This window comes from Metabacillus litoralis, from assembly GCF_007994985.1.
GTDB lineage: Bacteria > Bacillota > Bacilli > Bacillales > Bacillaceae > Metabacillus > Metabacillus litoralis.
This window is the reverse complement of record NZ_VOQF01000029.1, coordinates 1-21,769: the sequence shown is the minus strand read 5'-3', so window position 1 is coordinate 21,769 and position 21,769 is coordinate 1. Positions and strand designations below refer to the sequence as shown.

Annotated in this window: 14 protein-coding genes; 6 read left to right on the top strand and 8 right to left on the bottom strand. The window is 35.2% G+C overall.

Translation table 11 applies throughout. The annotated features are described in order from the left end of the window. The first annotated feature begins 188 nt into the window (after positions 1 to 188). The 3 genes from FS935_RS22415 (at position 189) to FS935_RS22405 (ending at position 10,192) form a co-directional block, all read left to right on the top strand. On the top strand, positions 189 to 953 hold the full coding sequence (locus FS935_RS22415; RefSeq protein WP_146950838.1) for a tyrosine-protein phosphatase: 765 nt from the start codon (positions 189 to 191) through the stop codon (positions 951 to 953). Positions 954 to 1,125: 172 nt separating this feature from the next. Then, positions 1,126 to 3,960 carry an Ig-like domain-containing protein gene (locus FS935_RS22410; protein WP_146950837.1) on the top strand — a complete coding sequence of 945 codons (2,835 nt, stop codon included), beginning with the start codon at positions 1,126 to 1,128 and terminating at the stop codon, positions 3,958 to 3,960. 649 nt (positions 3,961 to 4,609) lie between these two features. Beyond that, positions 4,610 to 10,192 carry a 5'-nucleotidase C-terminal domain-containing protein gene (locus FS935_RS22405; RefSeq protein ID WP_146950836.1) on the top strand — a complete coding sequence of 1,861 codons (5,583 nt, stop codon included), beginning with the start codon at positions 4,610 to 4,612 and terminating at the stop codon, positions 10,190 to 10,192. Positions 10,193 to 10,305: 113 nt separating this feature from the next. Here the strand turns inward: FS935_RS22405 and FS935_RS22400 are convergent, their stop codons facing one another. Both FS935_RS22400 and FS935_RS22395 read right to left on the bottom strand, forming a co-directional pair. After that, a complete protein-coding gene (locus tag FS935_RS22400) occupies positions 10,306 to 10,962 on the bottom strand; it encodes a TIM barrel protein (protein WP_439116692.1) in 657 nt (218 codons plus the stop codon). 279 nt (positions 10,963 to 11,241) lie between these two features. Next, positions 11,242 to 12,885: a M4 family metallopeptidase gene (locus tag FS935_RS22395; RefSeq protein WP_146950834.1), complete on the bottom strand. Its 1,644-nt coding sequence runs from the start codon at positions 12,883 to 12,885 to the stop codon at positions 11,242 to 11,244. 455 nt (positions 12,886 to 13,340) lie between these two features. Between FS935_RS22395 and FS935_RS22390 the strand changes: the two genes are divergently transcribed. After that, positions 13,341 to 14,234: a helix-turn-helix domain-containing protein gene (locus FS935_RS22390; RefSeq protein WP_158638694.1), complete on the top strand. Its 894-nt coding sequence runs from the start codon at positions 13,341 to 13,343 to the stop codon at positions 14,232 to 14,234. Positions 14,235 to 14,401: 167 nt separating this feature from the next. After that, on the top strand, positions 14,402 to 14,527 hold the full coding sequence (locus tag FS935_RS24330; RefSeq protein ID WP_275669642.1) for a hypothetical protein: 126 nt from the start codon (positions 14,402 to 14,404) through the stop codon (positions 14,525 to 14,527). A gap of 106 nt (positions 14,528 to 14,633) precedes the next feature. Here FS935_RS24330 and FS935_RS22385 read toward each other — a convergent pair whose 3' ends face one another. From FS935_RS22385 to asnB, 6 genes are all read right to left on the bottom strand, one after another. Further along, the gene (locus tag FS935_RS22385; RefSeq protein WP_146950832.1) at positions 14,634 to 16,187 is read right to left on the bottom strand and encodes a polyamine aminopropyltransferase; all 1,554 of its coding nucleotides are present in this window, start codon (positions 16,185 to 16,187) and stop codon (positions 14,634 to 14,636) included. A gap of 91 nt (positions 16,188 to 16,278) precedes the next feature. Then, positions 16,279 to 16,674 (bottom strand): DUF350 domain-containing protein, encoded by a 396-nt coding sequence (locus tag FS935_RS22380; RefSeq protein ID WP_146950831.1) that lies wholly within the window; start codon positions 16,672 to 16,674, stop codon positions 16,279 to 16,281. Positions 16,675 to 16,698: 24 nt separating this feature from the next. After that, positions 16,699 to 17,310, bottom strand: a complete 612-nt coding sequence (locus FS935_RS22375) for a DUF4247 domain-containing protein (protein WP_146950830.1) — start codon at positions 17,308 to 17,310, stop codon at positions 16,699 to 16,701. 131 nt (positions 17,311 to 17,441) lie between these two features. Beyond that, positions 17,442 to 18,107 carry a PspA/IM30 family protein gene (locus FS935_RS22370; RefSeq protein ID WP_146950829.1) on the bottom strand — a complete coding sequence of 222 codons (666 nt, stop codon included), beginning with the start codon at positions 18,105 to 18,107 and terminating at the stop codon, positions 17,442 to 17,444. Positions 18,108 to 18,117: 10 nt separating this feature from the next. Further along, positions 18,118 to 18,627, bottom strand: coding sequence for a DUF4178 domain-containing protein (locus FS935_RS22365; RefSeq protein WP_146950828.1), 510 nt, complete (start codon positions 18,625 to 18,627; stop codon positions 18,118 to 18,120). Between the two features lie 177 nt (positions 18,628 to 18,804). Then, a complete protein-coding gene (asnB, locus tag FS935_RS22360; RefSeq protein ID WP_146950827.1) occupies positions 18,805 to 20,691 on the bottom strand; it encodes an asparagine synthase (glutamine-hydrolyzing) in 1,887 nt (628 codons plus the stop codon). A gap of 326 nt (positions 20,692 to 21,017) precedes the next feature. Here asnB and FS935_RS22355 point away from each other — a divergent pair, with 326 nt between their 5' ends. After that, positions 21,018 to 21,521, top strand: a complete 504-nt coding sequence (locus FS935_RS22355; protein ID WP_146950826.1) for a ferritin — start codon at positions 21,018 to 21,020, stop codon at positions 21,519 to 21,521. Positions 21,522 to 21,769: the final 248 nt, after the last annotated feature.

Here is a 21,769-nt window from a genome sequence, read left to right as displayed (position 1 = left end):
ATAGCTTTGTCGTATCTTTATCATAACTTATATGTCCATTATAAGGGGGTCAATCACTGTCACGCCCCGGGTTTTGTCGAATGGGTTAATTTGAATGTAGACTTATCGTTTGGGATATATAATAATAGTAATATTGATGTTTTGTGTGCGAAAAACCATGTTTGGTAGAAAGGTAGGGGTTACTTAATATGATTGATATTCATTGCCACATTCTTGATGGAATTGATGATGGTGCGAAAGATATGAATGCTTCTTTAGATATGGTGAAGCATGCGGCAAATGAGGGTATTACAAAAATCATTGCCACACCACACCATAAAAATGGTAAGTATGAAAATACGGCTGCAACTATTAAAGATAAAGTGCTTCAGTTAAATAAACTGATTAGTGAACATAATATTCCACTTGAAATTCTTCCTGGACAAGAACCAAGGATTTATGGGGATCTTTTGGAGGATTATGAAAAGGGTGAAATTCTAACTCTTAATCAATCAAAATATGTATTTATTGAATTACCTTCAAATCACGTTCCAAGATATACAAAGAAGCTATTATTTGATATTCAATTAGCTGGACTTTCACCTATTATCGTTCATCCTGAGCGTAATTCAGAGATTATTGAAAATCCTAATATATTATTTAAATTCGTTGAACAAGGTGCAGCAACACAGGTGACAGCTTCAAGTGTTACAGGTGATTTCGGCAAAAAAATTAAGAAGTTTTCTCTACAATTAATTGAGTCAAGTCAGGCTCATTTTATAGCATCTGATGCACATAACCTATCTGGGCGAACATTCCGTTTAAGAGAGGCTTATGATGTGATTGGCAAAGAATTTGGTAGTGAGCTTGTTTATATGTTTCAGGAAAATGCTGAGTTAGTAGTAGAAGGAAGTACAATATACAGACAGCCCCCACAAGAGATTCAGCGTAAGAAGTTTTTAGGGATTTTTTAAACCTTTGAGAAGTGTTGATACACTTCTCTTTTTTTACGCAAAAATTTCAAACAGTCATATCCTTTTAACTGAATCTACATTACTCTATTTATTAAAAACATTTCTATATTCAGCTTCTATAAAAGAAGATATAATATCTATATCTTTGTAAAATATTGGGGGAAAATAACTGGTGTGGAAAAAATGGGGACTCTTTTTAACTAGTATTACATTAATCTCTAGTTTGACAATCATTCCATTCAACTTGAATAATTCTTTTGCAGCAGAAGTGGAATCTGAAGATTTAAGAGAGTTTGATTTTATAGATTTAGATCCAAATAGAGGAGAATATGGAGGAACTATAATTTGGCAAGGTCCAGATAAGTCGGATGGTGTTGACCACTATGTTCTTGAGGGAGAAATAAAAGGTGAGCATGGTAATGCTGAAGAATTTATAATAGCAAAAATTCCTGCTAATGATTTGAGCAGCTACGCATTTCAATTTGCCGAGAATACTACATTTAATGGGAAATTAACTCAACTAGAATTAAGTGCCGAAGATGAGAATGGATATTTTATAACTGGAATGTGGCTTAATCCTATTGACAATATTTCTGCTGAGAAAATAGAGAAAACATCACTACCCACTTCTCCAAAGGTATCTGCAATTACTACCGATTTAGATAAAGATGAGTATATTGTTAATTTTACCGATATTTACAATGAAGACGCAGTTGAAGGGTATGTCCTTTATTATCTAGATAAGAATTCTGAGAAAATTAAACAAATTGGTGAGCTGAATAAAAGCTTATACTCATCAAATTCCGTTTGGTTGAATAGAAACGATATACCTAGCTCTGCTATATCTATTGGTATATATCCAAGGACTGCAGAAGGTGAAGGAAACCCAGGTATAAGTCGTTTATGGAAAAATAATATACATACTCCACATACTGTTGAATTTAATGATACCGATTCAAGGTATGGTTCCATTTCTGGAGTTGTAAATTTCAAAGGTGCTCGTGATGAGACTGAAGATATACTTGGATATGAAGTGGGATTCATCACAGACGATGGCTTTTCAAAACTTGGTGATGTTGAAAAAAGAGGTAGTAATTCAAGCTATCAATTTGCGGTATCAGAAAGTACTTCAGTACCATTTAGTGCTTATGCTATAGCAGTAAGAATTAAACAAAAATATCTTAATGAGCCTTATTACGCAATGGATTACCTTAAAGAATCGGAATATATGGGTATGAATTCACCTGAAATTTCTGAAGATGATGTTAACATTTTCAGTAAAAACCTAGGTGAAGAAAAGTATATAAAGATTAAACATGTTAAATTTAATGACATTATTAAGCTTTACAATGATCATAACCAACTTATTTCTAGCTATAAAATTGAGCACGATCGTGAAGCATATCGAATTTCATTAGATGATAATGAAGGAAGCATCAGCATAACGAGAACAAGAAAAGGTTATCAGGAAAGTAAGCCTACATCTCTATCTTACAAATTACCAAATGATATACAAACAGCAGAACTATATACTAGTACACCGATTTTGATAGACTTTGCTCAAAAAGATACTGAACTTAAAGGTAATGCAGCTCCTCTTGCAGAGATAATCTTAAAAGCAAATGGGGTAGAGGTTGGTAAGACGATATCTGATGAAAATGGCTATTTTATGATACCTGTTAATGAAGAAATTAGCGGATTAATAAGTGTGACTCAAAAGATAGCAGGAATGAAATCAGAAACATATTATATAGTTGAAGACAAAGCACCACCAACATTTACATTAAACGATCAAGTGACAAATGATTATCCCTTTATTAATGGAAAAACAAAAAAGTATGCCATGGTGACTATATCGAATAAAGCTGGAGTTATTGTCACAAAGCAAGCTAAATTTGATGGCCGTTTTTATGCAGAGCTTCCTAGTAATTATGAATATAAGGAATTCTATGTTTCAGTCATTGATGCTTCAGGTCAAGCGAGTGAGGAGTATACATTCAACTTTCATGATGTAAGAGCACCTCAAAAGCCTATCCTAAATGAAGTGACGGACAAATCAACGACGGTTTCTGGTGAAACTGAAGCAAATGCATTTGTTAATATAGGCTACAATTCTTCAGTGAAATCTATCCAGGCTAACCATGAAGGTCTTTTCACGTTACCGATTACTAAGTTAAAAGCAGGAACCGAAGTGATTGTGACGGCAACAGATCAGGCAGGAAATGTTAGTGATCAGACAAAATTGATTGTAAAGGATGTTACTGCACCAGCAGCTCCGACAGTGAATGAGATAACGGATCAGTCAGTTATTGTTAAAGGGAAAAGCGAACCGAATGCTATTATTACTCTTGTTTATAATGGATTGACTAAAACAATTAATGCTGATAAAGACGGTCTATTTTCATTATCGATCAAAAAACAAAAAGCAGGCGTTACGTTCACAGTAAAAGCAACAGACAATGCGGGAAATACGAGTATTGAAACAAAGCTATCTGTTAAAGATAAGACCCCTCCAAATCTTCCTACTGTTAAAACAATTAGTAATATATCAACAGTTATTGAAGGAACAGCGGAAGTGGGATCTACTGTAACAGTTAATGCTGGGAAGACATTACTAGGAACAGCAACAGTAAATAGCAAAGGTAAGTATTCTATTAAAATTTCGAAAAAACAAAAGGCAACAACATCAATCAGTCTTTTCGCAACAGACAAAGCGGGGAATAAAAGCAAAACCTTAACAACAACTGTTATCGATAAATTAGCTCCATCTGTACCGACAGCTAATAAAATAACTTCAAAAACAACAACAGTAACAGGAAAAGCTGAAGCAAATTCTATCGTTACAATAACAAATTCATCAAAAAAACTATTAGGCAAGGCAACAACAGATAAAAAAGGTAACTATAAAGTGAAAATCTCTAAACAAAAAAAGGGAACAACCATTACCATCTGGGCAACAGATAAAGCCGGAAACAAAAGCAAAGGTAAGGGTGTGAAGATAGGTTAATTTTGGTGCCTGTCACCACCCGACTTTTGTCGGATGGTGACAAATTAATTGAATGTAGATGGAAGGTGACCGATGCTGTTTCGGTCGCTTTTTTTGTATGTTTGGAAATTATATAACTGTGCTTAGATTTTTTATGGCTAGTTTAAATGCCTATTGAACCTCAGATATCTCCCACAGTAAGTAAACATCAATTCGTTTCACCTACCATGCTTCCATTAACTTATCATGTGTGCTATATCTCAAATACTGTTTCAGGGTACATTCCCTAACAGGTTTGTTCACATTTTTCTAATTTACTTTACAATCAAGGGGAACCAAATATTGGTTAATAGTCGGTTGGGTGATTTTAGGTATATTATCTTCTTATTATTTAGAAGCCTCTAAGAATATCGTATGAACTAAACAGCTTACTAGATTTGTCATCCTATAAAAAGTAATGCATGAGGAGGAGGATAAAAAGTTCAAGGGCTTTCTTATTACTATTAAAAGAGTTACTTGAGGTACAGGTCCTTTTAGGTATTGGATCAAAATTCGCTATTTTTTTACCAAGTTTTACAAAGGTTTACATATTTTTAATAGTTGATTAACAATCATGAGCTATTGTTGTATTTGTATGTTAACTTAGTAAACATTATTTAGGAGGAGAGTTATGCAGAGATTAGCAATAAGGAAGTACTTAGCTTTTGTTCTAATTTTATCGTTGGTTTTACCATCATTTTTGACAAGCTTTGCTCCACAAGCGAATGCAGCTAGTGATGTGTTAACTGTTGAAGAGGCATTAGCTGAATCAAGAGGTACAGCTGTTACAATGAAGGGAATTATTGTTGCTGGAACTAATGGAGAGTATGCTATAAAAGTAGCTGATCGTGTTGATAGTGAGTCGACAATTGTCGTTCAGCTAACAAAGGACTATCGTGCAGAATTTAGTCCACAAAATAATCCTGCAGCTCTTAACAAAGAAATTATTGTATCAGGTAAAAGAGATGTGTATTCCGGAAGTGAATCTATTGAAAATGTTACCTCTTTAAAATTCACAGAACCTACTTCTGGCGAGCCTTCTCCACAACCTGCAGAAGGAACAATTGCCGACGCTCGCACTAAACTGGGACAAACTGTAACAGTAGAAGGAATCGTTACAGCTGATAACTCAAGCATTGGTGGTGGGAAATTATCTACATATATTCAAGATGAAACAGCAGGAATCAATATTTATGCTTATGATGGAACAGGTTTTCCTACTTTAAAAGAAGGTCAACTCATTAAGATAACAGGTAATATCGAGGCTTATAAAGGACTTACTGAAATCGTGCCAGCAGCTGGCGGTATTGAAGTTCTTTCTGAAGGAAATGAACTGGCTCAGCCGAAGAAAACTAGTTTAGTAGACTTAAACAACAATGAAAAAGCTGAGGCCTTAGAAGGACAGCTTGTTAAAGTTGAAGGCTATGTACAAAGTGTGCCAACTAGCCCAGCTGGTGGCGGATATAATGTAAGTATTATAGATAAAGAATTTAACAGTACAACAGTACGTATTATGGAAGGTACAAATGCAATTGAAGCAGTAAAAGAAGGCAAATGGTACAGTTTTACTGCTATTGTTAGTCAATATGACTCATATCAAGTTTTACCACGTAAAGCAGCTGACATAGAGTTGCTACAAGAGCAGCCTGAAGCTCCAAGTGTTGCGGGTGAATATACATCAAAAGTTGCAAGTGTTGTTGATGGAGACACAATTCATCTTTCAACACCTGTATTAGGTACAACAAAGGTTCGATACGTTAACATTGATACACCAGAAACGTATCATTCTCCGAAAAATGCTGAAGATGAAAGTCAGAAATATCATGGAGAGCAAGCGAAGCAATACTTAAATCAGCTACTTAAAGCTGGTGATGAGGTTATTGTAAAAGTAGGCGAGGAAGCATTAGATACTTATGGTCGTTTACTTGCACAAGTAATTCATAAGGATACTGGTGTGAATACGAACTTGAAAATGGTTGAAGAAGGCTATGCTACTACATATTTTATTTGGCCTGTAGGTAATCAAAGTGAGTATGAACAGTTCCAAGCAGCTGTAAAAGAAGCAAAACAACATGGAAAAGGAATTTGGAATCCTGAAAACCAACTTGCTGAATTGCCTTTTGAATTCCGTGCAAGAGAGCAAGGTAAAGGATTATTAAGATATGTTGGTAACTCGGAGACAATGAAATATGTTTCTCCAGAGAATTTTAAGGATGTACCTGTTGAGGCACGTGTTTTCTTTAGTAGTGAAAAAGAAGCTGAAGATAATGGGTATACAGCAGTTACTGCTGAAGAGCCAAAGGATCATTTACTGTTGCAATTATTAAGTATCAATGATTTACATGGCAAAATTGATCAAACGTACAGCCTAGATGAAGGTACTTTAGGACGCATGGATTATGTTTCAGCGTACTTAAAGGATCGTGAGAACGATAACCCGAATACATTGAAAGTTCATGCAGGTGATATTATCGGCGGAAGCTCACCAGTATCAGCGCTTTTACAGGATGAGCCTACAGTAGAAATTATGGAAGAGATTGGTTTTGATGTAGGTGTTGTTGGTAATCATGAATTTGATGAAGGTGTAACAGAATTAAAACGTATTTTAGAAGGTGGAAATCATCCTAATGGTACGGAAAATTATGATGGTCAAAACTTTCCCCTTTTATGTGCAAACTGTGAGTATAAAGAAACAGGAAAACCTTTACTAGATTCATATTTTATTAAAGAAGTAGATGGAGTGAAGGTTGGATTTGTTGGAGCGATTACTCCTTCAACCGCTGGAAAGGTTATTCCTGAAGGCATTAAAGATATTCGTTTTACAGATTATACAGAAGGTGTAAATAAAGCAGTTGCTGAGCTAAAAGCACAAAATGTAAAATCAATCGTTGTTCTTGGTCACTTAACAGCATCACAGGATGGTGACACGATAACAGGTGAAGCAGCAACTTTAGCAAATGGTGTTGATGATGAAGTAGATATTATCTTAGCTGGTGATAATCACAAAATCGTCAATGGCTATGTTGATTCAAAATTAATCGTACAAGCTTGGGAATATGGAAAAGCTTTTGCAGATATTGATGTAGAAATTGATCGTTCTACAGGAGATATTGTGAAAGAAACAGCTGAAGTTGTTTATGTTGATCAAAGTAAAATTGAGCCAGATCCAGTTGTAGCTGGTATTCTAGCTAAATATGAAAATAAAGTAGCAGATATTTTAAATGAAGTCGTTGGACAAGCAGCAACTGATATGAGTGGTGGCTACTCAGCATTTGGTGCAATTGGCGATAATGAGCTTGGAAATTTAATTGCTGATGGTATGCGACATTCAATGAATTCAGATTTTGCCCTAATGAATGGTGGGGGAATTCGTGATGGATTGAACGCAGGTCCAATTACATGGAATGAATTATTCAATATTCAGCCTTTCAACAATGTATTAACAAAGCTTGAAATTAAAGGTGCAGATTTATACAAGATCATGAAGGCACAGCTTTCAACATCATATGGTCCTGATTATAGTATTTCGGGCTTTAAATACAAATGGACAAAATCACCATTAGAAGTAACAGAAATTACAATGCCTGATGGTACAGTAATTGATGAAGAAGAAACGTATACAATTACAGTAAATAACTTTATGGCAACAGCAACTGGAGCAAAATATCGTCCAATTGGTGAATTAGGTAAAAACCCAGTTGTAGGATTAGAGGATTTAGAAGCTACAGTTGATTTTGTTAAGAATTTTGAAGGTCCTATTTCATATAATGTAGGACGTATTTTCCAAGAAGATGCTGAAAAGCAAGCTGAACTAATCGATGCACAAATTTTAAGTGTAAATGATTTACACGGGAAAATTGATGTCACATCTAAAGCTGAAATAAATGGTGTGAAAGATACGAAAATTGGACGTATGGATTATTTAGCTACTTATCTTCGTCAGCATGAAGCAGAAAATCCAGCCAACACACTAATCGTTCATCCAGGTGATATGGTTGGTGGAAGCTCTCCTGTTTCAAGCTTGCTACAAGACGAGCCAACAGTAGAAATGGTGGAGTCAATCGGTTTTGATGTTGGTACAGTTGGAAACCACGAATTTGATGAAGGTGTGGCAGAAATGCTTCGCTTAATTCAAGGCGGGGAACACGAGAATGGTACTGAGAACTATGATGGAATTAATTTTCCAATGGTTGCAGCAAATGTTGAATACAAGGATTCGGGTAAACTTGTTCTAGACCCTTACACAATTAAAGAAATTGCTGGAACAAAGGTTGGATTTATTGGTATTGCAACAACTGAAACACCAAATATGATCATTGCAAAAGGTAATGAAAATGTACGCTTCACTGATGAAGCTGAAGCTATCAATAAGTATGTTCCAGAGCTTCAAAAACAAGGAATTGAAGCAATTGTTGTTTTAGCACATGTTCCAGGTAATCAAGAAGGAAATACAATTACAGGGGAAATTGCTGATATTGCTACCAAAGCAAATGATGCGGTAGATATGATTTTTGCTGCTCATAATCATGTGAAGCTGAATGCAGAAGTTGATAACAAGTTAATTATTCAAGCATGGGATTATGGTAAAGCATTTGGTGATGTTGATTTTAAAATCGATCCATTAACAGGTGATATTGTTGAAAAATCAGCTCAAATTGTAGATGTTGTGCAAGAGGGTGTAACACCAGATCCTGAGGTAAATAGCATTTTAACGAAATATCTTGATGCTGTTGGACCAAAGCTAAATGAAGTAATTGGCGTTGCCGCAACTGAAATAAATGGTGGTTATGCAAAGAAAGGCGAAATTGGTGACAATGCGCTTGGAAACCTAATTGCCGATGGTATGATTCAAGCAATGGATAGTGATTTTGCGCTAATGAATGGTGGCGGTATTCGTGCTGGAGTAGATGCCGGAGAAATCACGTGGAGTGAGCTATTCAATGTTCAACCATTTGGTAACACTTTAGTGAAGATAGAAGTCACGGGTGCTGAGCTTAAGGAAATTCTAAATGCACAATTCAGCAAATATGGTCCTGATGTTAGTGTTGGTGGATTCAAATATACTTGGAACAGCTCTCTTGGAGAGTTTGGACAAGTTGTAGATATTTTCCACTTAAATGGAACAAAGATTGACCATAATGAAACATTCACTGTTACTGTGAACAATTATATGTATCCTCATAGTAGTGATCAATATCGCTTAAATGAATTTGGGGAAAATCCTGTTCAAGGTCCTGATGATCTACAAGCAACAATTGATTATATCAGTAGCTTAACAAGCCCAATCTCATATACATCAGAAGGTCGAATTAGCGAAGTGACTGATGGTGGAGAAGACCCAGGCAATGGAGAAGACCCAGGCAATGGAGAAGATCCGGGCAACGGTGAAGACCCAGGCAATGGAGAAGACCCAGGCAATGGAGAGGATCCAGGTAATGGAGAAGATCCGGGTAACGGAGAAGATCCAGGCAACGGAGAAGACCCAGCAACAGAAAAAAATAAAACAACAAAAGCTGTTAAAAAAGGAAACACTTATACAATTTCTAATAATGTAATAGAAAGCATTGAAAAAGAAGGTTCACTTAACATTGAAGTAAATACAAAGGGTGCAGCTAAGGTAGAACTTACTAAAGAACAAGTGAACATGCTTAAAGACAAAAATATTCCAGTAACAATCTCTAAAGAAGATATTCAATTAGTGATTCCAGTAGAAAATCTTTTAGCTGATAAAAAAGTTGAAATCTTGATTTCACCGATGAAAGCGAAAGGCTCATTAGCGGTATTCGACTTTACTATTTTTGCAGATGGTAAGAAGTATCACCAATTTGAAGAAAACATGACACTAGTTTTTCATGTTGATTCTAAAAAGGTGAAAAATCCTAATAATGTGAAGGTTTTCTATTATAATGAAGAAAAGAAAGCATGGGAAGTAATCGGAGGAACGTACAAGGATGGTAAGGTTACTGCTAAAACGAAGCATTTTAGCACATATGGAGTGTTTGAGGTAGAAGCTGAACCTAATAAAGATGAGGCAGATAAAGATTCAAACACAGATACAGATACTAATAATCTACCAACTCCTACTCCTAAGAGTGGAAACAGCTTACCAAGCACGGCTACAAATGCATATAATACACTAATTTTAGGTGCATTCTTATTATTTGTTGGCTTTGGTGTTTATGGAGTAAAAAGAAGACGAGAAATTGGTGCCTGACACGACCCGAATGTTGTCGAATATATTAATTTATTAATTGATAAAAGGAGAAGTGCTTAGCTAATGGCACTTCTCCTTTTCTTATGAATTGGTATTACGCTTAAGCTATTACTTTAAACCTCATTATAATAACGTGCACTTTCAATCATCAGATTGCAATCTAAGTAATTTGATTTTTTTAAGTCAATTTCAAAGATAAAATCAGTGTCCCCAATAAATGGCTTCACCATCTTCCAATCGACTTTTCCTTTTCCAAGTGGTAATGAATCATGCTCTACTCCGTAGGAATCAACTAGATGAAAATAGTCAGCGTGTTTATGATATAGCTCTAGATGCTTTTTTAAAGCATTATTATCTCCTTTTAATGCAATAAAGGAATGACTAATATCGATATTAAGTGATAAATTGAGCGGCTGAACAATTTCTGATAATAGATAAGGGTTATTTGCTGAAAATATTCCTTGAGTTGTGTCTTCCCATAGAAAAACAGTTCGGCAAATCGTTAAAATTTCTTCTATTCTATGTTTGGTTTCAAGTCTTTTATTTCTGTCAGTAAGATGGCTGCTTTCAGATTGCATGTAATGACAGTGAATCACACATTTAATGTTCTCTTTTTTGCAAATGTCTGCAAGTACTTCACAAGACCAATCATAAAATCTCCGCATGTCAGGATCTGTACTTATAATATCTAAATATTGCCCTTGGTATTTCATTGGATGATGAAGATAGACCCGAGCTCCTCTTGATTTTATTAGTTGTATGTATGATATTATTCTGTGTGGTTGATATAGGTCTTTTTCGACTAAGTGTAGTTCTATAATTTCAGGTTTGTAGGATAATCTATTTTGAATTTGTTCACGGTTTAGAGCGGCTTTTAGACGGATGTTTTGGATTTGCGTTCACTCCTTACATAATATCTCTCCTCTTTTACCATATCATTGTTTTTGTGCATTCATGACTTGTTTTTCTTGCGATTTATTAGTTTATTTAAGCAAGTAATTATTAAATAAAAAGAGCACCCATAAATGAGTGCCCCGACTACCATATTTTTAATATACTCCAACTTTATCCCATGCTGATTTCACGCCGTTATAAGCGCTGCTTCCACTTCCATATAGATCTGCAGTAGATTGTAGAAGTGCTGCTCGTGCATAGCTAAAGTTACTTGTTGGTGTTAAGTAAACTGTAAGTGCGCGATAATAGATTTTTTCAGCTTGGGCTTTGCCGATACTGCTAATTGTGTAGTAAGCGGCTTTATTAGGAATCCCGCTGTTTGTATGAACGCCACCGTTATCAGAAGTTGTGTTTACATATTGGTTCATATGCTCAGGCTGTCCGAATTGACTCGGATTTGAAAGGCTTCGCAGTGCATCACCTGATTTGGTAGGAGTGTACACATCTTCACCCATTAAATAATCTTGTGGATCAAGGAAATAACCAAATACATCTGAGAACGATTCATTTAATGCACCAGATTGATTACGGTATTCAAGTCCTGCTGAACGCTCTGTTACAGCATGTGTTAACTCATGGGCAACAATATCAAGAGCACCTGATAATGGAGCAAACACACTGCCATCGCCATCACCATACACCATTTGAGAGCCATTCCAGAATGCATTGTTATAGTTGCTTCCGTAGTGAACAGTTGATCTTATTGTTGCACCATTATTATCAAAGCTATTGCGGTTATGGGTATTTTTATAATAGTCATAAACTTGTCCAGCATAATAATGGGCATCAACATCTGCTCCTTGAGTTGATGATGTCCAAGCATTATTACTATCAACAGAACGTGAGCCAGGGTATGTTGATCGATTTTGAGCTGAGAAGGTTTCAATTACACCATTCATTGGTTTTGTTACATCGTATAGATAATACGTCCCACCTGATGAATAGGTGTTTAAAGTTTTACGATCACCTTTTACTCCGTATCCTGATCCCGTTGTAGCGGCATCATTCACTGCATTATATGAATCAACAATTGAACCATCTTTAGCGTTAACGAAGATTTGCCAGTTAGCTCCGTAAGGCTCAATGAATTGTAATTGAACCTTATAGGCCAACGTAAATTCGCCATCTTTTTCGTAAACAACTAAGTCTTTTTTGACCTGATTATGCTCTGTAGCTGTGTGTGCTTTTGGAGATAAATCCTTTACTGAATCATTGTGTATATTTGTTTCTTCTTCAGAAAGATTAATCAAGCTCCATGAAAGATCAATTGCTTTTTGCTCTGTAATGGAAGGCTTTGTATCCTTAAGCTTAGCTGATGCTTCAGGATATAACTGACCAGCTGTTGTGATAACTTCATTATTTTTATTAGTATGAACGGAGAAAACTGCACCTTCTATAGGAACATTTTTCACTACCTGTGCAAAGGTGTAGTGTGTCATTCCTAATTCATCTGTTTGCTTATCTAGTAATTGAAGTTCTTTAGTAGAATCAATTTTAAATAATTCTTTATTGGCTTTTAAAAATGCTTTTACTTCTTTTTCTGTTTTTACTTTGTTTTTTGATAGTTTACCTGATAAAAAATTAGGAACTTGTTTATCTTTCTCTAGTAGTTTTTGTTCTAGCTGCATGTTTTCCATGAGTTTCTCTGAGGGTGTTAAGGCAAAGGAAGTTGAGGTAGGTAAGATGGTGCTAAAAGCTAATGAAGTGCCGAGTACAATGGTTGCTAGTTTTTTTGACATTTTTCATTCCCCTTTTTGATTATTTTAGAATTAGCTAACTCTATTACCACGTGTTAAAGCTAGTATAGTAGGATAATAGTTTTTCTACAAAGCTGATATAATGGGCTATTTGGTGGTTTGAAGCTAGTGAAGTGTTAACAAGATGGAGGTACTTGCTAGTTTAGAAAGTTATATAATTTTACGCATAATTTACTGGTCTATTGACCTAGAGAGTTAGGACTATAGAATACCTAGCTAGGTTCGTGGTATGTTGGTTTTATTGAAGGCTCTTTTCTGAAGGGGTGTTACTAATTAACCTAATTCCTATTAGTAACAACATGGTACTATTCTAAGAAGAAAAGAGGCCACTAGACTTTTTACAGTGCTGTTTTCTTCATATGAATAGTTTGAATAAAATTTACGAAATCTGCATGAATGAATTGACTTGGATTCTACTTATAAAGGGGAGCTTAATGATGTATGAATCTATCGAAATAGGACATGTAATCAAGAGCTTAAGAAAGTCTATGGATTTAAGTCAGCAGCAATTAGCTGAGGGAATTTGTACACAAGCCCAAATTAGCAAAATTGAAAATTCGAACGAAATTCCTTCTTCATTGATTTTATATAAGTTATCTAGAAAGCTTGGTGTTGATATGAATACCTTTTTTGAAATAGCAGAAACGCCAAGACTTGATTATGTAAGAGATGTTTATAAAATGATGAGGTTTTTTATAAGAGAACGTGATTATCTATCAGTTTCACAGATTGTGATGCAGGAAAAAAACAATCCATTTTTTCAGTCTATTGAACATAAGCAATTTTTAGTATGGCATGAGGGGATATGCGATTTTTATTTAAATGAAAATATCCATAGTAGCGTTGAGAAAATAACGGAAGCATTGTTCATGACATATAAAAATGAACGATCTTTGATGAAGGAGCGGGAAATTGAGATAGCTAATAGCTTAGCGATTTTATACAAGGAACAGGGGAAATATTCTCAATCATTGGAGCTTTACACAAAGCTTTTAAGAAGTATTAAATCAATAGATGTCATGAAGGATGATTCTATTAAGCTTCGGATTTATTATGGAATTGGTAAGGCATATACAGATATGGGTGAATATCAGAAATCATTGCATTTTTGTCAAAAAGCTATTAAATTGGCGATGAAATTAGAGACGATGTACTTATTAGGTGAGCTATATTTTCAATGTGGATCAAACTATTACCGCATGGGTGATGAAGAGGGTGGTTCATCATATATTAGAAAATGCTTAACCGTTTTTAAGCTACAAGGAAAAGATGAGATGATTTCTTTTGTGGAGAGTTTACATGATAAGCTACGTCGGAAGCATATTTCTTAGATAGTAGTTTGTCGAAAATATTCCAATAGTTATATCCATGGCTGTGTATGCTGAAAAACTTGACGTTTATATTTGAAATTCCTGTTTAATCATCGCTAGTGAAGAATTCAATATTATCATTATTTTTATATAATAGAGTTACAGTTCAACAATTAGGAGGGGATTTTATGAAAAAAACATTACTTAATGGTTTGCTTGCAATCGCACTTATTGTTTCAACTGCTTCATTTTTACAACATGATCCAGTAGAGGTTTCAGCTCCTTTTTATGAGGATTTACCTGATCAGCATTGATTGGTGCCTGTCACCACCCGGTTTTTGTCGAGTAATGTCAAGGAACAATTAGAAAACTATTATAACTAAAAAGTCACCCTCTCATTATAAGAAAGGGTGACTTTTTTTAATAGCTTCTCCACGCTTTTTCATATTTTTCTATGATTGTTGGACGCATTAGTGTGTTTGTTTCGAGTTCAACTGCTTCACCGTCTGCATCTACTATTTCAAAGTCGATATCTTTACCAAAGGTAGTGAGTCCTTTTAACAGATCATCGGTTAGAAACTTTGTTTGTACTGAAATGGTAGACTCTTCAAGATCAAATTCTTCTCTTTTTGCTAATATAAATCCCCAATCACCAAAGCTAGGAATATCAACATGGAGGTTTTCAGTATATAGCTGTGCAGCTTGTACGGTTTTATCGATGGACCAATAAACCTCTGTTGCAAATGTAGGGCTTGTCGCTTGAATCATAATTGATCCACCAGGTGCTAAATGATTCCGTAGAAGCTGGTAAAATTCTAATGTATAAAGCTTATTTAAAGATTCATTATTAGGATCCGGTAAATCGACAAGAATCACATCATAAAAGGTTTTTTGCTGCTTTTGTAAAAATAAGAAGGCGTCCTCATTTTTTACTTCAACACGCTCATCCTCAAAGGCATGTTCATTTAACGTAACAAGATCTCGGTGTTGTCTTCCTAACTCAACAACTGCAGGATCTAAATCGACTAACGTCATTTTTTTGATATCATCATATTTTTGTAATTCTCTTAAAGCTAACCCATCACCACCACCAAGAATCAACACATTCTTTCTTGAGTTGGCAGAAGCTATTGCAGGGTGAACGAGTGTTTCATGATAACGATATTCATCGTTTGAGCTAAATTGAAGCTGTCCATCTAGAAATAAGCGTACATCTCCTTGTTCTTTCGTCAGGATGATTTGCTGGTAATCTGTTTGATCTGTATAGACAATTGGGTCACGATAGAGCTTTTGTTCAAATGAAAACGCAGTTTCTTCACCAAAAAGAACACCAGAAACAAGCAATAATAGTATGGCAATTCCGGCAGAAAAATGAAGCTTAAATCGTTTAAATTCTCGTTTGAAATAAATGAGAATCCATAAAGCGATAGCTACATTTATAATTGCCACTAAAAAAGCAGTTTTCACAAGTCCGAATTCAGGTCGTAATAAATAAACAAAAAGAAGACCACCGATCAGTCCTCCAGCATAATCAGAAAATAGAACTCTTGCTGTACTTTTCTTAAGAGTAACGCCAATTTCATTCGCCTTCCTAATTAAAATGGGTAGCTCAACACCAGTGAGGGCACCAACAATTAATGTAACAGAATAGAGAAAAAATGCGTCCATTCCAGAAGAAAGGTAGGCAGTAACTCCAAATAATAAAAATGTGGAGAAGCCGGCGATAATTCCAATTAAATACTCAATCCAAACAAATGATAAAATTAAATTCTTTGTCACTTTCTCACTAATTGATGCACCAATTCCCATTCCTGTTAGAAAAAGAGAAATGGTGAGGGTGTATTGTTTAACACCATCACCAAGTAAGTAGGAGCCGACCGCACCAAATAAGACTTCAAAAATAATTCCGCATACAGACACAATTCCTGATGCCCAATAGATGGCATTGCTTTGTTTTCGATTTTGATCAATCACAAAAGAATCTCCTTGCTTTGTAAAATACGTGTATTAGCCTTATTTTTAAATGGCAACTAATATTAGGTATTGGAATTAGTGTGATAATCTCTTATGTAATCGAAGCACCAATAACAAATGCTAATCCAATTGACACACACATGCTAATGATTCCTACAGATATATTTCCTTTTTGTAGCTGCTCTTCTACAGAGAATTTTCTAGTGAAAAGCTCAAATAAGAGATAGGCAATCATTTGTAATAGAACACCAAATGCACCCCAAATCAATGTATCTAGCACGCTAGCACTATGATAGATAGAAAAAGATAGAATGATGCAAATTCCGATTATTTTACCACCAATTGAAAGTGTAACGGCATGATTTCCTTTTAGTACCTCATCCCAGTCTTTATATTTCTTTGTTAAGGATTCAAATATAGCTAAGCCAATTAATACAATGACAATTGCAATGGCAAAGTATACGGCTGTTAAAATAAATGGTTCCATTGTATTCATCCCTTCTAAAATTAATTACTTACCTGTACCTGGTCCACCACCACGTACAGATGAAGTGCCACCTCGAACGGTCGAGGATGTTCCTGGTGTTTTGAATAATCCACCTGATGCTCCGTAGCCTCCATAACAATTATCATTATTATTAGAGCACTTTTGACGTTGCTTTTTGCCCCAGTCATCAACATCTAGAATTTCATCTAACACCCATAAAACTAATAAACCATCAAAAAAGCTAGGATTATAATGATTGCGAACAAATTCATAGTCTGACACTTCAACCATCGTATTTTCAGTATTATCAGGATCATTTGTTAAAATGACAAACAGGTTATCATAGACTAGTACTTGTTTATTATCTTTTTTCTCACTTATTTCACGAGGATTTTCATAGTTTTGTAAATCACTTGCTACTGTTTCAATAGACTGATTTTCAGCTATATAAATCTCGGAAATTTCAGCAGAGCCTTCTTGACTTGATACAACATCTTGAAGCATATACGTTGTTTGAATATATTCTGCAATTCCATCTTTAAAAAGTGTCCCACCGGTCGAACCTTGGACACCACTTCCGCAAGCTGACAAAATAAGGACAAGTGACAGCATAACAAAAAGAAGTGGTTTTCTCATGTACTCACCTTCTTTCACCACAATCTATGAGAAAGACATCAAATCTATGCCCTTTTATCTAAACCGCCATGTAAAGTCCCAGCAAAGAGGGATTGCTAGGACTCAATTGGTCAAATAATTCGTTTTCTTTATTACTTTCCGAGCTTTTTCTTTAAAGCAGCTAATTCATCATCAACTTCATTTGTTTCAAGAGATTTAAATTCATCATCAAGGCTTTTGTTTGATGAACGCATATCTTCGCTTGTTTCAGCTTCAGCTTCATATTGAAGAACCTTTTCTTCCATACGATCAAAGCCATGCTTTGAATCATCGCTACCAATTCCAGACAGTGTACGATTCATTTTAGTTCTTGTTTTTGCAGATTCTGCACGAGCTTTAAGAGAATCTTTCTTGAGTTTCATTTCATAGTATTCAGCTTTCATTTCATCTAATTTCTTACGTACTGAATCAGAATCTAGCTTTGCACGGTCATATGATTCTTTTAACGTATCAGCTGTTTGGCTGTGAATCTTTTTATCTTCTAGAGCACGACGAGCTAGATCATCATTTCCTGCTTCAATCGCTTTGATTGCTTGCTCATCACGTTTATCAACCATTTTTTGTGCATCTTCGTATTTCTTTTGAAGCATTTTTTCATTTGCAATTTGCTTTGCAACAGCTGCTTCAGCTTCACGAATATCACTTTCCATATCTCTCATAAACTGCTCAAGCATTTTTACTGGATCTTCTGCTTTGTCTAGTAAAGAATTTAATTCAGAATCAACAACGGTTTTCACTCTTTTGAATAATTTAAACATAGAAATCCTCCTAGTTACTTGCTATAATTTTTAATTCAAATTGTTCGATTTCATACCCTACACTAACTTCAACTTCACTGCCCCATTTTTCAACAGACAGAAATTTTTCCTCATCATCATCACAATAGTCAAAGTATTGACAGTTCATTCCATTAATATTTTGACTTCTGCCTAACCCAGTTACACGTGCAGTTCCAGATTCATCAAGATAGAAGGTAGTTCCTTCGTGTTCGACTTTCTTCGGAAAAGGCTCTTGCAACTTTAATTTAATTTTCTCATACATTCCAAGATAAAGCTCATCATCCATTTCAACACTTAACCAAATTGTTCTGTTCACACCTTCTAGCTGATAAGCATGCCATGTAAAACCATGATCATCATAACTAATTTTCCCAACAACCTTATAGTCCTCTAAATCATAGGTGATAATGTCATCCATTTGCAAATTGAACATGTTTCGTTCCTCAACAGGTTGTGAAGAAGAAGATTTCTTACCAAACAACTTACTAAAAAAACTCATGTATCCACCTCAGCCTTTTGTCCATTTTACTTCCATTATATAACTACGTAGGAGATTTGAGAAAGTTTCATTTTTTTTGGTGCCTGTCACCACCCGGTTTTTGTCGAATAGATAATCAAAACAACAGCCTCTGATAAAAGAGGCTGTTGTTAGTTGCTTTCGGACAGTTTGTTCAGTTTAAACTAACTCAGCTTGTTTTGTTTCCTGGAAGCTATATTTATTTTCAATAAAGACTTGATGCCAAATCATAAAGATCAGAACAGTCCAGATTTTTCTACTGTTATCAGCTTTTCCATTACAGTGATCTTCTAACAGATTGGTAATCACTTTTTTGTTGAGCAGATGATCTGTTTGACTTTCATTTATAATAGTAATAACCCAATCATGCATTTCATTTTTTAACCAATGACGAATTGGAACAGGGAAACCAAGTTTTTTACGAGTTAATACATGCTCAGGAACAACACCTTCTGCTGCTTTTCGAAGAATGTATTTTGTTGTATTATTGCTTGTTTTGAATTCAGTTCCTACTTTTGAAGCAACCTTAAATACTTCTTTATCCAAAAATGGTACGCGAAGCTCAAGGGAATGAGCCATTGTCATTTTATCTGCTTTTAAGAGAATATCTCCTCTTAACCAAGTATGAATATCAATATATTGCATACGATCTACTGGATCGTAATTCTTTGTTTGATCATAAAAAGGCTTTGTGATATCAAGATAGTGTAAGTTCGGATTATACCATTTGAAAAGCTTTTCTTTCTCTTTTTCATCAAACATTTTTGCATTTCCGATATAACGGCTTTCCATCGGAGTACAGCCGCGTTCGATAAAGCTTTTGCCTGTTACACCTTCTGGAACGATGTCCGAAAGTTTTTTAAGTAGCATTTTCATGTTTTTCGGAACTTTGTTGAAAACAGCTAAATCCTGTGGTTCACGGTATATGTTATATCCGCCAAATAATTCATCTGCTCCTTCTCCAGAAAGCACAACTTTTACATGCTTTCTTGCTTCACGTGCGACAAAATACAATGGTACTGCAGCAGGATCAGCTAAAGGATCATCAAGATGCCACACAATTTTCGGCAGCTCATTCATATATTCCTCAGGACTAATCAGGTAGCTGATATTTTCGATATTTAGCTTATCTGCTGTTTCTTTTGCTACATCAATTTCACTAAAACCATTTTGCTCAAAGCCGACAGAAAATGTTTTAATCGCAGGGTTGTATTTTTGTGCGATTGACGCAATTAATGAAGAATCGATTCCACCTGATAAAAATGACCCAACCGGAACATCACTGCGCATGTGAACATTCACTGAATCGAACATAACATCGCGAATTTCTTTTGCTAGTTTATCCTCTGTTGTAGCTATTGGTGAAAATGAAGCATTCCAATATTTTTTGATTTCCATGTTACTGTTTGGTTTTTTTGTGAAATAGTGTCCTGGAAGTAGCTTGTTAATACCATCAGACATTGTGTCTGGCTCTGGTACATATTGATAAGTTAAGTATTGTTGAAGTGCTTCACTGTTTATCACATCGTTTTTCATAGCTAGAAGAATGCTTTTCTTTTCTGATGCGAAATATGTTCGATCGGCTTCTTTTTTATAGAAAAACGGCTTTATACCGAAATGATCTCTTGCTCCGAATAAAACTTCCTCTTGTTTATCCCAAATAAGAAACGCAAACATTCCTCTTAGCTTTTCAGGAGTTTTCTCTTTGTACTTACTGTACATGGCAATGATAACCTCTGTATCAGAATGTGTTTCAAAATGAAAGCTTTCCTGCTCGAGTTCATTTCTTAATTCAACATGATTGTAGACTTCTCCATTAAAAATAATCCAATAGCGAGAATTTTCATATGAAAGCGGCTGATGACCACTTTCAAGATCAATAATACTTAGACGTCTAAATCCGAAGCTAATATGGTCGTCATAAAAATAACCAGAATCATCTGGTCCTCTATGTTCAATGATGTTATTCATATTCTCAAATAGGTGTTTGAATTGTTGTTCTTGATTTATCCCTATATCGTGTATGCATCCAATAAATCCACACATGAAATATTCACCTTACTTTCCAATAAAAGTATGTTTTGCATATGTAACGCATGGGTGGTTTCTTTTGTTTCATAGTTTTTAGAATTATCAAAGGTGAATGTTGCTACTGCTAGATAATAGTAGTTAAATGATAGAAAAATAGAGTAAGGGATTGAGGAGCATATAGTATTAAAATTGACTGTAAATAATAACTAATTTTATTATATTATTCCATTACAAAATATTACATTTTATTACAGGTTAATCTCAGGGTGCCTGTCACTACCCGAAATTTGTCGATTACATTTACTAGATTGTGGTATAGTTTTAAGTAGGAGGGATGTATGATGATTAGTGAAAAACTTGTTAATGGGTTAGTGAAACAGATGAATTATGAGTTCTATTCTGCTCATGCATATTTAGGTATGGCAGCATATTGTTCAGCAGAAAGTTTAGATGGTTTTGCTAATTTCTTTCTTGTGCAAGCTGAAGAGGAACGCTTTCATGCGATGAAATTTTATAACTTTATTAATGATATGGGAGAACGTGCTTTATTAGAGGGCTTTCCAACACCACATAATGAATTTGATTCGGTTTTAGATGTGTTTGAAAAAGGTCTTTTACACGAGAAGGAAGTCACGCGACGTATTTATGAACTTGCAGACATGGCTCTAGATGAGCGTGAGCATGCAACAATGACTTTCTTAAAATGGTTCATCGAAGAACAAGTTGAAGAAGAAGCTAGCTTTGATACACTGATTCAGAAATTAAAACGTATCGATAAAGACAGCAACGCATTCTTTATGCTTGATAGTGAATTAGGGAAAAGAACATTTGTAGCTGGAGAGTAGAGGAAGAGGAGGAGAAGGTGTCTGTCACTTCCCGATTTATGTCGATAAACCCAGGTATTCTTCTTATTATAACTCGTAAAAACAGTCACTCCTAAAGGGATGACTGTTTTTTTATTCGACAGGTGCCTGTCACGTCCCGAGTTTTGTTGAACGTTCCTAGCTGCTACAATAATCTCAGTTAAGTGATTCGACAAAATCCGGGTGGTGACAGTGATTGACCCCCTTATAATGGACATATAAGTTATGAT

Excerpts from the sequence above, each read along its gene's own strand:
- FS935_RS22415 (WP_146950838.1), top strand. The coding sequence starts at position 189 with ATGATTGATATTCATTGCCACATTCTTGATGGAATTGATGATGGTGCG.
- FS935_RS22405 (WP_146950836.1), top strand. The coding sequence starts at position 4,610 with ATGCAGAGATTAGCAATAAGGAAGTACTTAGCTTTTGTTCTAATTTTA.
- FS935_RS22395 (WP_146950834.1), bottom strand. The coding sequence starts at position 12,885 with ATGTCAAAAAAACTAGCAACCATTGTACTCGGCACTTCATTAGCTTTT.
- FS935_RS22390 (WP_158638694.1), top strand. The coding sequence starts at position 13,341 with ATGTATGAATCTATCGAAATAGGACATGTAATCAAGAGCTTAAGAAAG.
- FS935_RS24330 (WP_275669642.1), top strand. The coding sequence starts at position 14,402 with ATGAAAAAAACATTACTTAATGGTTTGCTTGCAATCGCACTTATTGTT.
- FS935_RS22380 (WP_146950831.1), bottom strand. The coding sequence starts at position 16,674 with ATGGAACCATTTATTTTAACAGCCGTATACTTTGCCATTGCAATTGTC.
- FS935_RS22375 (WP_146950830.1), bottom strand. The coding sequence starts at position 17,310 with ATGAGAAAACCACTTCTTTTTGTTATGCTGTCACTTGTCCTTATTTTG.
- FS935_RS22370 (WP_146950829.1), bottom strand. The coding sequence starts at position 18,107 with ATGTTTAAATTATTCAAAAGAGTGAAAACCGTTGTTGATTCTGAATTA.
- FS935_RS22365 (WP_146950828.1), bottom strand. The coding sequence starts at position 18,627 with ATGAGTTTTTTTAGTAAGTTGTTTGGTAAGAAATCTTCTTCTTCACAA.
- asnB (WP_146950827.1), bottom strand. The coding sequence starts at position 20,691 with ATGTGTGGATTTATTGGATGCATACACGATATAGGGATAAATCAAGAA.
- FS935_RS22355 (WP_146950826.1), top strand. The coding sequence starts at position 21,018 with ATGATTAGTGAAAAACTTGTTAATGGGTTAGTGAAACAGATGAATTAT.